Source organism: Halopiger xanaduensis SH-6, assembly GCF_000217715.1.
GTDB lineage: Archaea > Halobacteriota > Halobacteria > Halobacteriales > Natrialbaceae > Halopiger > Halopiger xanaduensis.
The window spans coordinates 2,748,100-2,763,970 of record NC_015666.1 but is presented as its reverse complement, the minus strand read 5'-3'; the positions used below and the strand labels follow the sequence as shown (position 1 = coordinate 2,763,970).

17 protein-coding genes and 1 pseudogene are annotated in these 15,871 nt (G+C 68.2%); 12 read left to right on the top strand and 6 right to left on the bottom strand.

What is annotated here, in order from left to right; translation table 11 throughout:
• Positions 1-182 precede the first annotated feature (182 nt).
• The 4 genes from pdxT to HALXA_RS13450 all read left to right on the top strand — a co-directional run bounded on the left by pdxT (position 183) and on the right by HALXA_RS13450 (position 2,198).
• Positions 183-869: a pyridoxal 5'-phosphate synthase glutaminase subunit PdxT gene (gene pdxT, locus HALXA_RS13465; protein WP_013880927.1), complete on the top strand. Its 687-nt coding sequence runs from the start codon at positions 183-185 to the stop codon at positions 867-869.
• Between the two features lie 114 nt (positions 870-983).
• On the top strand, positions 984-1,451 hold the full coding sequence (locus HALXA_RS13460) for a bifunctional nuclease family protein (protein ID WP_013880926.1): 468 nt from the start codon (positions 984-986) through the stop codon (positions 1,449-1,451).
• Positions 1,452-1,736, top strand: a complete 285-nt coding sequence (gene hisE, locus HALXA_RS13455; RefSeq protein WP_013880925.1) for a phosphoribosyl-ATP diphosphatase — start codon at positions 1,452-1,454, stop codon at positions 1,734-1,736. It begins immediately after the preceding gene.
• A gap of 114 nt (positions 1,737-1,850) precedes the next feature.
• A complete protein-coding gene (locus tag HALXA_RS13450) occupies positions 1,851-2,198 on the top strand; it encodes a four-helix bundle copper-binding protein (RefSeq protein ID WP_013880924.1) in 348 nt (115 codons plus the stop codon).
• Positions 2,199-2,360: 162 nt separating this feature from the next.
• Here the strand turns inward: HALXA_RS13450 and HALXA_RS13445 are convergent, their stop codons facing one another.
• Positions 2,361-2,771: a DUF5518 domain-containing protein gene (locus tag HALXA_RS13445; RefSeq protein WP_013880923.1), complete on the bottom strand. Its 411-nt coding sequence runs from the start codon at positions 2,769-2,771 to the stop codon at positions 2,361-2,363.
• Between the two features lie 82 nt (positions 2,772-2,853).
• On the opposite strand from HALXA_RS13445, the gene HALXA_RS13440 reads away from it, so the two are divergent.
• Positions 2,854-3,849 (top strand): NOG1 family protein, encoded by a 996-nt coding sequence (locus HALXA_RS13440; protein ID WP_013880922.1) that lies wholly within the window; start codon positions 2,854-2,856, stop codon positions 3,847-3,849.
• 49 nt (positions 3,850-3,898) lie between these two features.
• Positions 3,899-4,243: a hypothetical protein gene (locus HALXA_RS13435; protein WP_013880921.1), complete on the top strand. Its 345-nt coding sequence runs from the start codon at positions 3,899-3,901 to the stop codon at positions 4,241-4,243.
• Positions 4,244-4,275: 32 nt separating this feature from the next.
• On the opposite strand, the gene HALXA_RS13430 is transcribed toward HALXA_RS13435, so the two are convergent.
• Positions 4,276-5,568 (bottom strand): TIGR00341 family protein, encoded by a 1,293-nt coding sequence (locus HALXA_RS13430; protein ID WP_013880920.1) that lies wholly within the window; start codon positions 5,566-5,568, stop codon positions 4,276-4,278.
• 173 nt (positions 5,569-5,741) lie between these two features.
• Between HALXA_RS13430 and engB the strand changes: the two genes are divergently transcribed.
• From engB to HALXA_RS13415, 3 genes are all read left to right on the top strand, one after another.
• Positions 5,742-6,359 carry a GTP-binding protein EngB gene (gene engB, locus HALXA_RS13425; RefSeq protein WP_013880919.1) on the top strand — a complete coding sequence of 206 codons (618 nt, stop codon included), beginning with the start codon at positions 5,742-5,744 and terminating at the stop codon, positions 6,357-6,359.
• 343 nt (positions 6,360-6,702) lie between these two features.
• Positions 6,703-7,086, top strand: coding sequence for a putative zinc-binding protein (locus tag HALXA_RS13420; protein ID WP_013880918.1), 384 nt, complete (start codon positions 6,703-6,705; stop codon positions 7,084-7,086).
• A gap of 90 nt (positions 7,087-7,176) precedes the next feature.
• Positions 7,177-7,728, top strand: a complete 552-nt coding sequence (locus tag HALXA_RS13415) for a GrpB family protein (protein WP_013880917.1) — start codon at positions 7,177-7,179, stop codon at positions 7,726-7,728.
• Between the two features lie 57 nt (positions 7,729-7,785).
• Here HALXA_RS13415 and HALXA_RS13410 read toward each other — a convergent pair whose 3' ends face one another.
• From HALXA_RS13410 to HALXA_RS13395, 4 genes are all read right to left on the bottom strand, one after another.
• Entirely contained in the window at positions 7,786-8,253 is a 468-nt protein-coding gene (locus HALXA_RS13410; RefSeq protein WP_013880916.1) for an NUDIX hydrolase, read from the bottom strand.
• Positions 8,254-8,313: 60 nt separating this feature from the next.
• Positions 8,314-8,898: a GNAT family N-acetyltransferase gene (locus HALXA_RS13405; protein ID WP_013880915.1), complete on the bottom strand. Its 585-nt coding sequence runs from the start codon at positions 8,896-8,898 to the stop codon at positions 8,314-8,316.
• Between the two features lies 1 nt (position 8,899).
• Positions 8,900-9,835 (bottom strand): D-2-hydroxyacid dehydrogenase, encoded by a 936-nt coding sequence (gene ddh, locus HALXA_RS13400; RefSeq protein WP_013880914.1) that lies wholly within the window; start codon positions 9,833-9,835, stop codon positions 8,900-8,902.
• A gap of 197 nt (positions 9,836-10,032) precedes the next feature.
• Positions 10,033-11,454: an NUDIX domain-containing protein gene (locus tag HALXA_RS13395; RefSeq protein ID WP_013880913.1), complete on the bottom strand. Its 1,422-nt coding sequence runs from the start codon at positions 11,452-11,454 to the stop codon at positions 10,033-10,035.
• Between the two features lie 76 nt (positions 11,455-11,530).
• Between HALXA_RS13395 and HALXA_RS13390 the strand changes: the two are divergent.
• The 3 genes and pseudogenes from HALXA_RS13390 to HALXA_RS13380 all read left to right on the top strand — a co-directional run bounded on the left by HALXA_RS13390 (position 11,531) and on the right by HALXA_RS13380 (position 15,826).
• Positions 11,531-12,018: pseudogene (locus HALXA_RS13390) on the top strand (metallophosphoesterase family protein).
• A gap of 71 nt (positions 12,019-12,089) precedes the next feature.
• Positions 12,090-14,138 (top strand): hydantoinase/oxoprolinase family protein, encoded by a 2,049-nt coding sequence (locus HALXA_RS13385; RefSeq protein ID WP_013880912.1) that lies wholly within the window; start codon positions 12,090-12,092, stop codon positions 14,136-14,138.
• A complete protein-coding gene (locus tag HALXA_RS13380) occupies positions 14,135-15,826 on the top strand; it encodes a hydantoinase B/oxoprolinase family protein (protein WP_013880911.1) in 1,692 nt (563 codons plus the stop codon). The genes HALXA_RS13385 and HALXA_RS13380 overlap by 4 nt, the downstream gene beginning before the upstream one ends.
• Positions 15,827-15,871: the final 45 nt, after the last annotated feature.

Genomic DNA, 15,871 nt, shown 5'->3' with positions numbered 1-15,871 from the left:
CGACCCGTTCGTTCTCGGTGCTCGATTCTTCGCACCGGTGCCGGCCGAGGAGCGCCCGTAGTGTCGGGTTCGTCGAACGCGTCGCCGACGCCGACGGATCGCCGCGAAGAGCGGCTCGAGACGAAACGGCGGGCGCTGACGCGGACGCGGCCTTTTTGATCCCCCCATCCCTACGGGCGCGCATGCCACTGACCGCCGGCGTCGTCGCCGTTCAGGGCGACGTCGAAGAGCACGCCGACGCCATCGAACGGGCGGCGCGAGCCCGCGGACACGAGGTCACCGTCCGCGAAATCCGCGAGTCGGGAATCGTTCCCGACTGCGACCTGCTCGCGATGCCCGGCGGCGAGTCGACGACCATCTCGCGGCTCGTCCACAGCGAGGGAATCGCGGCCGAGATTCGAGATCACGTCGCCGCGGGCAAACCCCTGCTCGCTACCTGCGCCGGCCTGATCGTCGCCTCGAGCGATCCGAACGACGATCGGGTCGACGAACTCGGACTGCTCGACGTGGCGGTCGAGCGCAACGCCTTCGGCCGGCAGAAGGACAGCTTCGAGGCGCCCCTCGAGGTCGAGGGTCTCGCGGACGACGAGCCGTATCCGGCGGTGTTCATCCGCGCGCCGGCGGTTGCCGACGTCGACATCGGCGCGGACGATAACGGAGACGAAGGCGGCAACGGCGACGCCAACGCCGAGGTGCTCGCGACGTGGGACGGCCGCCCGGTTGCGGTCCGGCAGGGTTCCGTCGTCGGCACCGCGTTCCACCCCGAACTGACCCCCGACAGCCGGATTCACGGGCTGGCCTTCTTCGAGAACGAGGCGGCGTCGGTGCCGGCGCTCGAGAACGAGAAACCGGCGACGGACCCGGCCTAACGCGAACTGCGAAACGCTGCGGTCGCCGTCCCGAGCGCGGCCCTACGACGGCCGCCTCGCGTGCATGCATTCGCGACCGGACATGTTTTCTCCCTCGCACGCGACGGTTGCGGTATGCACGCATCCATCGACGCGGTCCGCGTCGCAGGAACCCAGCAGGGGCCGGTCCCGGTCGTCGTCTTGAGCGTCGACGACGAGGACGACGTCGTCCCCATCTTCATCGGGTTCAACGAGGCGACCAGCATCGCCCGGGGCCTCGAGGCCGAGGACATCGGCCGCCCGCTGACCCACGACCTCCTGCTGGACGTGATGGAGGAACTTGGCAGTCGGATCGACCGCGTCGTCGTCAGCGAGATCGAGGAGCGCGACGGCGGGCAGGGCGGCACCTACATCGCGGATCTGCACCTCGAGACGCCCCGCGGGGGGACGGTCGTCGACGCCCGACCGAGCGACTCGCTGGCGCTGGCCGCCCGGACGAACGCCGAGATCGAAGTCACCGAGGAAGTCTTCGAGAACGGCCGAGACGACAGCGACAAGTTCGAGCAATTAGAAGACATCCGCAACGTCGCCGGTGAAATGTAGATGGACGACACGCTCGAGGACCTGTTCGCCGTGATCGAGGATCGCAAGGAAACGCTGCCCGAAGACTCCTACACCGCGTCGCTGTTCACCCACGAGAAGGGCGAGAACGCAGTGCTGGAGAAACTCGGCGAGGAGACGACGGAACTCGTGCTGGCCGCGAAGGACGACGACGACGAGGAGATTGCCTACGAGGCCGCCGACATCGTCTACCACCTGCTCGTCCTGCTCTCGATGAAGGGCATGGACCTCGAGGATCTCGAGGGCGAACTCGAGTCGCGGCGGTAGTCGAACGGCCGGCCCCACGTACTCGGATCTGTTGCTGGATAACGGTTCGTTCCTTGTCGTTCCTTGCAAACGTCCGTATCAGTTTGATTGTGACGAGCGGCGTGGCTAGCCGTGATGGCACTGCAACAACTCGAGCACGCGGACGACCACATGCAGGAGTGTATCGACAACTGCCTCGAGGCGGCCCAGGTCTGCGAGTGGTGTGCGGACGCCTGCGCCGGCGAGGGCGAAGACATGGCCCGCTGCATCCGGCTCTGTCGGGACGTGGCCGACATCGCGTCGCTTCACGCGCGGTTCATGGCCCGCAACTCGGGCTACCACCAGGAACTGGGCGAACTCTGTGCGGACCTCTGCGAAGAGTGCGCCGAGGAGTGCGAACAGCACGACCACGAACACTGTCAGGCCTGCGCCGAGGTCCTCCCGAAGTGCGCCGAAAGCTGTCGGGAGATGGCCTCGAGCTAACGGTTCGGTCGCGGCCGCGGACGGCGTCGCCGTTTCTTTGCGTTCGATTCCGACTCTCGAGCGGGAGCCGTCGCAATCCGGTCTCGAGAGTCGAGTAGACCAGACTCGGTTCTTCTGACTCGAACGCTCGAGGGCCGAAGACAGCGATCGAAAATCCGATTCTTAGTACCGCTGTCCGCCTGTCGAGCGACCGGTGTCGGCGCCCGAGTTGAGCGCGCCGCCGACGGCGCCGGCGATCGCGCTCTCGACGGCCATGACCAGCGAGACGGCGACGGCGAACGCGAAGATGCCCACGCCGACGGTGCCGGAGATCGCGCCGCCGACGGGGCCGAGCGCGAGGCCGGCGACGCCGACCGCGACCCCGATGAGCAGGCCGCCGATGATCCCGCCGAGCGCGCCGGCGAGCAATCCGTGCCAGAAGCCGCTCCCGATGCCGCCGCCGGCCATGTAGCCGGCGACGAAGCCGCCGATCAGTCCCGCGGCGAGCTGGCCGACGCCCGGCAGGGCCAACCCGAGGATTCCGAGGACGGTCGCGACGACGAACCCGACGAAGACCGCGCGCCAGTTTGTCATGGGCGTCCGTAGGGCGTCGGGAGGGATAAGCTGACGGCGGCCAACGGACGCCCTTTTATGGGCGCGGGTCATAGCGACGGGCATGATTTTCGAAGACCTTCCGACGACGCCCACGTCGGAAGAGTTGATCGACAAGGCGTTTTCGCGGGCGGCGCGGGCCGGCAAGGCCAAGGGCGGCCTCGAGGCCCAGCAGTCGATGCTGCAGACGGCGGCGAACATCATCTCCGATAACCTCGAGAACGTCGTCACGGCCTGGCCGGACTTCGAGTACGAGGACGACGTCCACCCGTTCTACTACGAACTGGCGGACGCGATCGTCGACGTCGACAAGCTGCGACAGAGCCTCTCGGAAGTGATGTGGGCCAGCCGTAAGGCCCGCGAGATCCACGAGGAGTACCAGCCCCGCCTCCGAAAGACCGACGTGGACACCGCGCGCAAGCACCGCAAACAGGCCTTCGCGCGGCTGGCGGACATCGTTGAACAGATCGACGACGACCTGCTCTATATCAACAAGTCGCGCAACGACCTCCGGGACCTGCCCGATATCGACCCGGAGGAACCGACGATCGTCGTCGCCGGCTACCCGAACGTGGGGAAATCGTCGTTCGTCAACGGCGTCACGAGCGCCCGCGGCGAGACGGCCTCCTACCCGTTCACGACGAAGGGGATCGGCGTCGGCCACTTCGAGCGCGACCACATCCGCTACCAGATCGTCGACACGCCGGGACTGCTCGACCGACCCCCGGCGGAGCGCAACGAGATCGAATCACAGGCCGTCAGCGCCATCGAGCACCTCGCGGACTGCATGCTCGTGATGATCGACCCCAGCGGCGAGTGCGGTTACCCGCTGTCCTCGCAACTCGAGTTGCGCGATTCGATCGCGGGCCAGTTCGAGGAGATTCCCGTCCTCACGATCGCGAACAAGGCCGATCGCCGGGACGTCTGGGACGGCGACCTGCTCGAGGAGATGGACGCCGACTACACCATGAGCGTCGAAACCGGCGAGAACGTCGAGACGGTGCTGGACGCGGCGATCGAGGCGGTCGACTACGAGCCGGAACTGCCGTTCGAGGGATGAGGACTCGGACGCGAGTTCGGGACCGCAGCGACGGCGCGGAGGAAGACGCATGAAGCGCCTCGGCCTGTTCGATATGCTCCAGATCGCCGCCGGGCTCTCGATGGCCGGCCCGATGTTCGTCGTCGGCTTCGAGTTCGTCCGCACCGGCCGACTCGTCGGCGGCGTCGGCTTCCTCGCGCTCGGCGCGTTCGCGCTCTACTTCCCGACGTACCTCGTCAACCGGATCGGCGGGCCGAGAGCGTGGCTCCGGCGTCGGATCGGTCGAACTCGGAGCGGCTCGAGCGAGTCCAATGCCGGCTCCGGCCCCGCTGCCAACGACGGGTCGGACACCGATACGACCGCTGCCGACGCCGGGACGAGCGCGGGGCTGCTCGAGCGGCTCCGACGCGAGTAACGGAATCGACCGCTCGAGCACCCGTCGATCCGCTACCGCTCGACGACGTCTACGTACCTGATCTCGAGATCGACCTCGTCATCGGCGTGGCGGTTGATCCGCTCGTAGAGGACGTCGGCCAGCTCGGGCGGCGACGACCCGGGCGGCCCGCCGATCGTCACGACCACCCGATCCGGCCCGAGGAACGGGTAGTTCTCGTCCATCACGACCTCGAACTCGAGCAGCTGGAACTCGGTGAAATCGTCCTCGGAGAGGACCTGTTCGACCTCCTCGCGGGCGTTCTGCTCGAAAGTTCCGGTGCTGTAGGAGGCGTAGGTAATCGCGCCGAGGAAGACGGCGAAGACGAGCACGATAACGCCGAGCCCGACGATTCGCCGCCGGAGACGCTGTTCCGTCTCGCCGAGCGAAAAGAGGCTCTCGGGCCGGTAGCCGGCGTACCATAGCGTCACCAGCCCGGCGAGGTTCACCGAGAGGATGTTGACCATCACGAGCGCCGTCGCGCCGATCGCGGCGGAGGGTTGCCCCCAGGCGAGGGCGACGCCGGCGGCCGCGGCCGGCGGGATCAGCGCCGCCGCGATCATGACCCCGACCAGCGCGACCGACGTGCCCGTTGCGATGCTGATGATCCCCGCGACGCCGGCCCCGAGTGCGATCACCAGCGAGAGCAGATCCGGCGTGAGTCGCTCGGAGATCTCGCCGACCATGTCGATCTCGAGCCCCGGGGGGACGACGTTCGTCGTTCGGACGACGAACGCGAAGACGGCCGCCGCCGCGATCGCGAGGACGATACCGGCGGCCTGGTAGAGGACGCTTTCTTTGAACAGCTCCTCGTCGTCGATCACCGTGCCGACGCTGGCGCCGAGCGCCGGCCCGATCAGCGGCGCGATCACCATCGACCCGACGACGACCGCCGGCGAGTCCAACAGGAGGCCCGCGGTCGCGACGAGCGCGCTGATGATCGTCATGATCGCGTAGACGCCGAACGTCGGCGTCAGGTCGTCCGCTTCGGTCTCCAACTCCTGTCGCGAGATGCGGTCCGTTTCGACGTCGCCGTTCTCGTACTCGTCGCGCAACTCCTCGAAGCGCCGAGAGACGACCGTCTCCGCGTCGACGACGACCGTGTAGGCGTCCTCGTCGACGCCGACGCTCTGAAGTTCGTCGAGCACGGGCTCGACGGCCGGATCCGGCAGCGGGAAGTAGACGACCGCCGCGTACTCCCGGTTGCTATCCTCGTCGGTGAGCACGTAGTCGATCTCCCGCTCGTCGAGGGCCTCGAGGATCGTCTCCCGCTTGCCCGTCGGTACCGTCAACTGTACGAGCCGCACGTCGATGGATGAGACAGTCAGGGGTCATAATTCCGGGGGCATTCGGTCGCCGACAATCGGGTCGCGGTGATCGGAGCGCACTCACGACAGAACCCAACAGCCCGCTCGAGGCCGCCGCCGAGTATGAGAACGAGTACAACGCGTATATAGGCACGACGCGCCTACGGTAGCGTATGTTCGACTCTCGCCCCGATCGCGAGGCCGAGGTGGCCCTCGTCGGTCGCTCGAACGTGGGCAAGTCCACGCTCATGCGCGAGCTGACCGGCCACACGTTCGACACCGGCGGCAAGCCCGGCGTCACCCGTCAGCCGAACCACTACGACTGGGCGCCCGAGGACTTCGTCATCACCGACCTGCCCGGCTTCGGCTTCATGAGCGGCGTCGACGAGGAGCACCGCGAGGAGATCAAGACGAACATCGTCCACTACCTCGAGGACTACGCCGAGAACATCCTCGTCGCCGTCCTGGTCGTCGACGGCAAGAGCGTCATCGACATCATCGACCGCCACTCCGGCCCCGACGAGGTTCCCTACGACGTCGAGATGTTTCACTTCCTGCGGGACCTCGACATCCCGGTCGTCGTCGCCGTCAACAAGATGGACAAGGTCGACGACAAAGACGAGCGCCTGAACGACCTCTGCGACCGCCTCGGCCTCTATCCCCCGTGGAAGCAGTGGCAGGAAACCATCGCTCCGATCACCGCCAAGAAAGGCCGGATCGAACCGCTCAACGAGGCCGTCCGCGAACACCTCCACGAGCAGAACCGGGACGACCTGTTCAAATTCTTCTAACCAACCTTTTACGCTGCGGTCTGCTGCGCTGACGGCAGCATAGCTGCCGCACAGCGCACCGTCCCTCGGTAAAAGGTTGATCAAAAGCACTCCTCCCTCCGTTCACTCGTCCTCTCGTCCTCGTTTACATCGGTCGTCGGCCCGCTCGCTCACTCCGTTCGCTCGCGGTCGCTATCGGTGTGATGGCCTGCCCTTCCCCGAGTTGCGCGACTCTCGCGATACTCGAGTCGTGTGCCCGGCCAAGTGACGTGGTGGCGCTGTCGCTCGTGGATCGATACTCACCCGTTTTCCGGTACATGTTCGGGGGTACGACTATCGAACGACAGCGAGAGAACCCGCGTACATGACCGACGAATACGACGATCTCCCGCTGGTTTACTCCTGCTCGGGCTGCTCGAGCGCCGCTCAGATGGCGAACGACCTGGCCGTCTCGCTCGACCGGGAGAAGATCGCCGAGATGTCGTGTATCGCCGGCGTCGGCGGCGACGTTGCGCCGCTGGTCGAGACCGCGACCGCCGATCGACCGGTCGTCGCCATCGACGGCTGCCCGCTCGAGTGCGCCCGGCAGTGTCTCGAGCAGCACGACGTCGAACCGGAGCTGCACTACATGCTGGCCGCCGAGGGCGTTCCGAAGGAGTACCACACCGAGTACGACGAGGAGCAGGCCGACGAACTGTTCGAGGAGTTGGCGGCAGATATCGAGGGTCTCGAAGCAGTCGAAGCGTGAACGACGCTCGATAGATTCGGCTGTCCCTTGTGTTCCTTGACGCAGCGTTACCGACGATAGCCTCTTTTGGCAGCCTCCGAATGCAGGAGTATGGTCGGACTCGAGCGCGGCACCGTCGAACTCGAACCCTACAACGACGAGTGGCAACGAGCGTTCGAGACCGAAGCCGAACGGGTACGTTCGGCGCTCGGCGATCGAATCGTCGCGCTCGAGCACGTCGGCAGTACCGCGATCGAGGGACTGGCTGCAAAGCCGATCATCGATATGCTACTCGTGGTCGAGTCGCTGCCCGACGAGCAGCGGCACCGGTGGATCGACCGGCTCGAGGATTTGGACTACACGTTTCGGCTCAACGACCCGGTTGCGGATCGGCTCTTCTTCGCGAAGGGTCCGGAACGCGAGCGGACGCACTACCTCTCGGCGACTGAACGCGGGAGCGACACGCACGTCGAGCAGCGCCTGTTTCGAGACTATCTTCGGCAACATCCGACGGAAGCGGCTGCGTACGAGCAACTGAAACGCGAGTTGGCGAGTCGATACCCTGACGATCGGGACGCCTACACGGAGCGAAAGTCACAGTTCGTACAACGGATACTTCAGGACGCGAAGGCCGAGTGGATTGATCTCGCCGACGGCGGCTGACGCAGTACGCTCAAGGACAGATGGCGTCAAAACGCTCGAGTCGTTACTCGTGACGCACTACGACTGCGATGCGGCGCGGATCGCTTCGAGACCGAACCGAACGTTGTCTTCGGGTAGATCGCTCCCGCGCAGGTCCGCCGGCGAATACCACTCCCAGGCGTCCGCGCTCACTTCGCCGTCGGCCGGCGAGATATCGCGGCTCGGGACCGTCGCATAGTAGATCTGATCGATGTGCTGGTGCCCGACCTCGCCGTCGGAGACGTCGATATCGTACAGCATATGATGCCGCGGTTTCGGCAACGACCGACCGTCGGGAGCGTCGATCGCCGGCGGGTCGTCCAGCAGGGTCGGCTCGAGGCCGGTTTCTTCCCGAACTTCACGCTTCCCGGCTTCGTGGGGAAGTTCGTCGCGATCGACATGCCCGCCCGGCGGAAGCGTCAGTCCGAGTTTTTCGTGGTCGTGCAGCGCCGTCGCCCCGTCGTTGACGACGTAGATGGTCGCCGTGAAGTGTCGAGTTGTTTCCATACGCTCACACTCGAGCGCACGGCCGTAAACGCCAGCCGTGCGCGGCGAAAGTGAAACGGGTCAGTCGAGGCGCTTTCGCATCCGTAGCGCCGGCAGCGTCACGCCGTCTTCCATCTCGAGGGTGCGCGTGTCGATCCCCTCGTACCCTTGCCGCTCGTAGAATTCGATCGCGTTCTCCGAGGCCGTGAGGGCGAGTTGCTCGAGGCCGGCCTCGCGAGCGGCGGCCTCGAGTCGGTCGAGCAGCGCCGTCCCGACGCCGGTCCGAGCGGCGTCGGGGCGGACGTAGATCGACTTGATTCGGCCGGTGTCCGACCCGTAGGCGCTGGGCTCGAGATCGAGCAGGCCGAAGCCGACGAGGTCGTCGGAGTCGTCGCGGTCATCGAAGTCATCGCGGCCGACTTCGGCGACGAGCACGCGGAACCCGGCTTCGTCGATGGGATACCGTTCGGGGTGGACGTTCGCGAGCCAGGCCTCGAGTTGGTGCTCGTCGTAGACGTTGCTGCCGCGTTCGCGGATCGCGGCCGCGTGGATGTCGGCTATGGTGGGCGCGTCACCGGCGGTTGCCTCGCGAACGCGGACAGCCGAAGCCGTCCCTGAAGCGATATCGAGAGTTGAATCGTCCCTCGCTGACGGCGGTTCACCCACCTCACACCACCCGATTGTGGAACGGCTCGCCGGACTCGAGGCGCTCGACGTTCTCCCGGACGATGTCGCCGACCGCCCGGAAGTAGTCCTCCGTGAACGCGGCGCAGTGGGGCGTGACGATCACTTCGTCCATGTCCCACAGCGGCGACTCCTCCGGCAAGGGTTCAGTCTCGAAGACGTCCAGTGCCGCGCCGGCGATACTATCGGACTCGAGGGCGTCGATCAGCGCCGACTCGTCGACGACCGGGCCGCGACCGACGTTGACGAAGTAGGCGTCCTCGCGCATGGCCTCGAAGACCTCGGCGTCGACGAGGTGGCGCGTCTGCTCCGTCAGCGGCAGCGTGACGATCACGAAATCGGCGTCGCTGACGCCCTCGAGCAGGTCTTCGGTCGCGTAGACTTCATCGAAGCCGGGGACGGGCTCCGCGGAGCGGCGGACGCCGGTGACGCGGACGCCGAGCGCGCCCAGCACCTCGGCGACGCCGCTGCCGAGGGTGCCGGTGCCGAGCACGCACGCGGTCGTGCCGGGCAGCGTGAACCCGTCGTTCCAGTCGGGCTGGTCCCAGCGTCGGTCCTGCTGGTTCGCGACGGCGGTGTGGATCCGGCGGGCGAACGAGAGCAGGTAGCCCGCGACCGTCTCGCCGACCCAGCGGTCGTGGATCCCAGTGCTGTTGGTGAGCACGACCCCGCTGGCCTCGAATTCGTCGAACGGGAACCGGTCGACGCCGGCCTGGATCGAGTGGACCCAGTCGACCTCGAGGTAGGCGTCGCGGTGCTCGAAGGTGACGACGGCGTCGCAGGCGGTGATCTCGGCCGCATCGTCGCCAACAACTGTTACTTCGGCGGGTAGATCATCGAGATACGCGGCGAGTTCCGACGGCGGAAAGACCGTTTCGACCGACTCGTGGACGCCGATCCGCTCGAGTTCGAACTGCATGCGCGGCGGTACGCGCGACTCGAGGTTCAAAGTTTGCACGAACGCACGAACGCAGCGCGGCCGCTGAGCGGATTCGAACGGCGGCTCGGGGAAAATCCCTCGTCACAAGGGGCTCGGAGGGGGTAACTCTTCGTCACGGCCGCCACCCGAATTTCGGCTCGAGGGGGTTTCGGTCTGTCGCTTCCCGGTCCGTCCCGTCACCGGTCGCGCCACGACTCGAGCCCCCGCAGCTCCTCGACGACCGTCCCGATCTCGTCGGGTGCGAGCGAGCCGCGCTCGGTCGCGATCTCAGTCACGCAGTCGGCCGGCGTCACGTCGAAGGTCGGATTCAGCACGTCGACCGCGGCCTCGCCGTCGTAGACCGCCGCGCGGTCGCCGGACTCGAGGTTCACCTCCTCGCGGGTCGAGACCTTGTCCGTCGCGGCGACGACGGTCGCGGGAACGTCCTCGCGGGCGGCGGCGATCGCGACCGCTCGCGTGCCGGTCTTGTTCACGAGGGCGCCGTCTGGCAGAATCGTATCCGCGCCGATCACCACGCGGTCGACGTCCTCGTGCGAGAGGACGTGCGCCGCGGCCGCGTCGGTGTGGACCGCGACCGGACACTCGAGCGCACCGTCAGCGGCCAGTTCCTCGGCAACCGCAACCCCCTCTCGTGCGGGGCGCGATTCCGCGACGAACACCCGCAACGGCTCGCCGTTGCGGAGCGCCTCGTGGACCGTGCCGGACCGCGAGAGCGTCAGCACGGCGCCGTCGATCGACTCTGCTGCCGTCGCTGCGGCCTCGTCGTCGGCCGCGAGCGCGCGGTCGATTCCGTCGAGGGCGGCCTCGAGGACGACAGGAGCGTCGCCGTCGTCGGAGTCAGCGTCTGCGCCCGCAGCCTCGGCCATCACGCGGTTCACCCGATTTCGGAGCACGGCCATCGACGGTCGGGCCTCTAGCAGACGCTCGGCGAGTTCCTCGAGTTCGTCCCGTTCGCCCTCGGGATCGGCGCCAAAGTCGGCCCGTTCCGAGACGAGCAGTCCGGCCCGGTCCCGCAGCACCTCGAGCGCCCGGATCGACAGGGAGGCCGCGCCGTGCTCGTCGTCGGCGGCGATCGACCGGACCGTCGGCGCGACGCGCTCGTAGGCGGTCCAGAGTTCGGGGACCGTCTCGAGTTCACGGTCGTCGCGATCGTCGTCGGCCGTTGCCGCCGCGAACCCGGGCGCGACGATTTCCGTCGGCGGGGCCCACGCGGACGCGTCGTGTTCCTCGCTGAGTTCGATTGCCGGTTCGTCGGCGTCGGCGGTCACGTCGAACAGGTACGGGTGGACGACCCACTCGCGCTCGCCGCCGTCCGCGAGGTCGTCTCGGAATCGTACCGGCCGCCCGGAGCGGACGAACGAGACGTCGTCGTCCTCGAGGCCGGTTTCCTCTCGAATCTCGGCTCGAACCTGTGCGTCGGGATCGTCTTCGGCGAAGCCGGAAACGCCGCCCCACTGACCCTGGTAGGTACCGACGGCGTCGCTCCGGCGCAACAACAGTACATTGCCGCGGTGGCGGAGGAACGCGGTGACGACGTGGCTCTCATCTGTATCGTCATCGTCCCCACTCGCCGCTGACGGCTCCGATGAGTCGCTCATACGCGAGGCCACGCGCGCCCGGAGGGAATCGCTTTCGGGATTCGACGTCGTACGCCCGCACACGACTTGCGTCGCGATCGTGAGCGACACGCACGTTCCGTCTCGAGCGACCGAGATTCCCGAGTGGGTCGCCGACGAACTCCGGGCGGCCGACCATGCGATCCACGCGAGCGATTTCGACTCGCAGGCGGCCTACGAGCGCATCCGGGAGTTAGCCGACGGCAACCTGACCTGCGCCCGCGGGAACACGGATCCCGGAGCACTCGAGTTGCCGGCGACCGACACGCTCGTCGTCGACGACGTCACCTTCGTCGTCACGCACGGTACCGGGTCGCCGAGCGACTGGCACCGGCGGTGCTCGAGACGGCACACGACGTCGTCGGGGCCGATGCCAACGCAGTTGCCGTCGCGGGCCACACCCACGAGGCGATCGATACGGTCGTCGACGGGACCCGCGTGCTCAACCCCGGCAGCGCGACCGCGGCCCGGCCGGCGACCTACGAGACGATGCTGGTCGCGACCGTCGACGGCGACGACCTCACGGTCGAGAAGCGGACGCGCTGAGCGTTTCGAGGAGACGTGTGCCCCCGATTGACGAACGCTTTACAGTTCGGCGCGAGAAACGACGTGCAGCAATGACTGGCAACGACGAGCCCCGATCCGTCACCGACGCGCAGGTTGGCGTCGACGTCGGCGGCACCTTCACCGACGTCGCCCTCTCGGTCGACGACCGCCTGATCACCGCGAAGGTGCCGACCACCGACCCCCAGCACGTCGGCGTCCTCGAGGGGATCGAGAAGGGCTGCGACGACGCGGGGATCGACCCCGCCGAGATCGACGGCTTCGCCCACGCGATGACCGTCTCGGTCAACGCCCTGCTCGAGCGCGACGGCGCGCGGACGGCGCTCGTCACCACCGAGGGCTTCCGCGACGTCCTCGAGATCGGGCGCCAGGACCGGCCCGACCTCTACGATCTCGAGGCGGAGAAGCCCGACCCGCTCGTGGCCCGCGACCTGCGGTTCGAGGTCGACGAGCGGACGACCGCCGCGGGCGTCGAGCGACCGGTCGACGAGAGCGAGATCCGCGACCTCGCGGCGACGCTGCGCGAGCGCGACGTCGAGGCGGTCGCGGTCTGTCTGCTCCACGCCTACGCCGACCCCGAAAACGAGCGCGTCGTCGCCGAGACGCTGCGCGAGGAACTCGACGCGCCGGTGTCGGCCTCCCACGAGGTGCTCGCCGAGTTCCGCGAGTTCGAGCGCACCTCGACGACCGCGGTCGACGCCTACGTCCGGCCCGCGATCGACCGCTACGTCGGCCGCTTGGTCGATCGGGCGTCGGACGAAGGGATCCCGACCCCGCGGATCATGCAGGCCAACGGCGGGATAGCCGACCCCGAGACGGTCCGCGAGCGCGCGGTGACGACGACGCTGTCGGGTCCAGCCGCGGGCGTCGTCGGCGCTGCCGCGACGGTCGACGACGAGGACGTCGCAGGACTCGTCACCTTCGACATGGGCGGCACCTCGAGCGACGTGAGCCTCGTCCGCGACGGCCGTGCGGAGCGGACGACCGACGCGGAGATCGACGGGCTGCCGATCCGGACGCCGATGGTCAACGTGAACACCGTCGGCGCGGGCGGCGGCTCCATCGCCTGGGTCGACGCCGGCGGTGCCCTCCGCGTCGGGCCGGAGTCCTCGGGCGCCGAGCCCGGCCCCGTCTGTTACGGGAAGGGCGGGACGGAGCCGACGGTCACCGACGCCAACGTTGTCCTCGGATACATCGGCCCCGAGACCGCGCTGGGCGGCGAGATGACCCTCGACGTCGAGGCCGCCCGCGAGGCCCTCGAGCGACTGGCCGACGAGGCCGGACTGGACGGGCCGCTCGAGGCGGCCCGCGGCGTCTACCGCGTGGCCAACGCGACGATGACGCGGACGATTCGGTCGGTGACCGTCGAGCGGGGCCACGACCCCCGCGAGTTCGCGCTCGTGGCCTTCGGCGGCGCGGGGCCGATGCACGCCGCGGCGCTGGCCGAGTCGCTGTCCGTCGACCGGGTCGTCGTCCCGCGGCCGGGCGGCGTCCTCTCGGCGTTCGGGCTGCTCGCGGCCGACGAGAGCTACGACGTCGTCCGGACCGTCGGGATCGAACTTTCGGACGCCGATCCCGACGACCTCGAGACTGTCTACGACGACCTGGTTGCCGACGTGCTCGCCGACGCGTCCGACCCGGACGCGGCGCGGGTCGAGCGGGCCGCGGACTGCCGGTACGCGGGCCAGAGCTTCGAGCTGACCGTTGCCGTCGACGACGCGTTCGACGCCAGCGCGGTCGCCGAGCGCTTCCACGAGGCCCACGAACGGGCCTACGGCTACGCGATGGACGAATCGATCGAGGTCGTCAACCTCCGCGCGACGGCGACGATTCCGGGCGACGAGCCGACGATCCGCCACGAGGGCGCCGGCGACGCCGTCGTCGGCACTCGAGAGGCGCACTTCCCCGGGAACGAGGCTGGCGCCTACGAGACGACCGTCTACGAGCGGGACCGGCTCGCGCCGGGCGCGACCGTCGACGGGCCGGCGATCCTCGAGCAGGCCGAGAGCACGACCGTCGTCCCGCCCGCCTGGTCGGGCGACGTGCTGGCGGACGGCACCCTGGTGCTGACCAAAACGAACGACACGGAGGTAAACCGATGACGTCGAACACGGACGCCACGACGGACGACACCGAACGCGACGGCAACGGCATCGATCCGGTCACCCTCGAGGTGCTGCGCAACCAACTGGAAAGCGTCGCCGAGGAGATGGGTCAGACCCTCATTCGGGGAGCGTACTCGCCGAACATCAAGGAGCGTCGGGACTGCTCGACGGCACTGTTCGACGCTGAGGGCCGAATGATCGCCCAGGCCGAGCACATTCCGGTCCACCTCGGCGCGATGCCCGCGGCGGTGGAAGCGGTCCGCGAACGGGACCCCCAGCCCGGCGACGTGTTCGTGCTCAACGACCCGTTCACGGGCGGGACGCACCTGCCGGACGTGACGATGGTTTCGCCGATCGCGCCCGGTCATAGCGGGGGCGAGAGCGGCGGCAGAGGGGGCGACGATGGCGATGACGGCGACGAAATCGTCGGCTACGCCGTTTCCCGCGCCCACCACGCCGACGTCGGCGGCATGACCCCCGGCAGCATGCCGGCCGGCGCACAGGAGATCTACCAGGAGGGGCTTCGGCTCCCGCCGATCAAGCTCGTGGAGGGCGGCGACGTCCGGGAGGACGTGCGCTCTCTCGTGCTCGCGAACGTCCGCAATCCCGGCGAGCGGCGAGCCGACCTCCGGGCTCAGCAGGCGGCCAACGAACGCGCCGAGGAGCGCCTCGAGGAGCTGTTCGCGGAACACGGCCGCGAGACCGTCCTCGAGGGGTTCGACGCGGTGATCGACTACTCCCGCGAGCGGATCAGCGAAGAGATCGCCGCGCTGCCGGACGGGACCTACGAGGCGACCGACGTCCTCGAGGGCGACGGCGTCACCGACGACGACATCGAGATCGCGGTCGCCGTCACGGTCGACGGCGACCGGATCGACGTCGACTTCGCGGGGACCGCTGAACAGGTCGCGGGGAACGTGAACGCGCCGCTTTCGGTCGCGACGAGCGCGGTCTACTTCGTCGTGCGCTGTATCACCGACCCCGAAATCCCGCCGAACCACGGCTGCTACGAACCCGTCAGCGTCCGCGCGCCCGAAGGAACGCTCCTGAACCCGGAGCCGCCGGCCGCCGTGGTCGGCGGCAACGTCGAGACCAGCCAGCGCGTGACGGACGTGGTCTTCGCCGCGCTCGCGCAGGCCGCGCCGGACCGCGTGCCCGCGCAGGGCCAAGGCACGATGAACAACCTGACTATCGGCGCGCGGGACGGTTCCTTTACCTACTACGAGACGATCGGCGGGGGATTCGGTGCCCGCCCCGACCGCGACGGCATGGACGGCGTCCAGGTCGGCATGACCAACACGCTGAACACGCCCGTCGAATCCCTCGAGACGGAGTACCCGCTGCGGGTCGAGCGCTACGCGCTCCGGGACGGCAGCGGCGGTCGCGGCCGGTACCGCGGCGGACTGGGCCTCGAGCGCTCGGTCACCGTCGAGAAGCCGGCGACGGTCTCGCTGCTGACCGAGCGCCGGCGCCACGCCCCGAAGGGAGTCGCCGGCGGGGAGGACGGCGCGACCGGCGAGAACCTGCTCGACGGCGAGCCGGTCCCCGCGAAGACGACCGTCGACGTCGAGGCGGGGACAACTGTCACTGTGCGAACGCCCGGCGGCGGCGGGCACGGCGATCCGGACGAGCGGGACGACGGGACGCTCGAGGCGGATCGTAACGCGGAGAAGCAAAACGAGTAGTCGAGCGACGATCCCGCCGATCCGGTTCTCCGGTGACGGTGCGTT

Coding starts and splice junctions, on each gene's coding strand:
- pdxT (WP_013880927.1), top strand. CDS start 183: ATGCCACTGACCGCCGGCGTCGTCGCCGTTCAGGGCGACGTCGAAGAG.
- HALXA_RS13460 (WP_013880926.1), top strand. CDS start 984: ATGCACGCATCCATCGACGCGGTCCGCGTCGCAGGAACCCAGCAGGGG.
- hisE (WP_013880925.1), top strand. CDS start 1,452: ATGGACGACACGCTCGAGGACCTGTTCGCCGTGATCGAGGATCGCAAG.
- HALXA_RS13450 (WP_013880924.1), top strand. CDS start 1,851: ATGGCACTGCAACAACTCGAGCACGCGGACGACCACATGCAGGAGTGT.
- HALXA_RS13445 (WP_013880923.1), bottom strand. CDS start 2,771: ATGACAAACTGGCGCGCGGTCTTCGTCGGGTTCGTCGTCGCGACCGTC.
- HALXA_RS13440 (WP_013880922.1), top strand. CDS start 2,854: ATGATTTTCGAAGACCTTCCGACGACGCCCACGTCGGAAGAGTTGATC.
- HALXA_RS13435 (WP_013880921.1), top strand. CDS start 3,899: ATGAAGCGCCTCGGCCTGTTCGATATGCTCCAGATCGCCGCCGGGCTC.
- engB (WP_013880919.1), top strand. CDS start 5,742: ATGTTCGACTCTCGCCCCGATCGCGAGGCCGAGGTGGCCCTCGTCGGT.
- HALXA_RS13420 (WP_013880918.1), top strand. CDS start 6,703: ATGACCGACGAATACGACGATCTCCCGCTGGTTTACTCCTGCTCGGGC.
- HALXA_RS13415 (WP_013880917.1), top strand. CDS start 7,177: ATGGTCGGACTCGAGCGCGGCACCGTCGAACTCGAACCCTACAACGAC.
- HALXA_RS13410 (WP_013880916.1), bottom strand. CDS start 8,253: ATGGAAACAACTCGACACTTCACGGCGACCATCTACGTCGTCAACGAC.
- ddh (WP_013880914.1), bottom strand. CDS start 9,835: ATGCAGTTCGAACTCGAGCGGATCGGCGTCCACGAGTCGGTCGAAACG.
- HALXA_RS13395 (WP_013880913.1), bottom strand. CDS start 11,454: ATGAGCGACTCATCGGAGCCGTCAGCGGCGAGTGGGGACGATGACGAT.
- HALXA_RS13385 (WP_013880912.1), top strand. CDS start 12,090: ATGACTGGCAACGACGAGCCCCGATCCGTCACCGACGCGCAGGTTGGC.
- HALXA_RS13380 (WP_013880911.1), top strand. CDS start 14,135: ATGACGTCGAACACGGACGCCACGACGGACGACACCGAACGCGACGGC.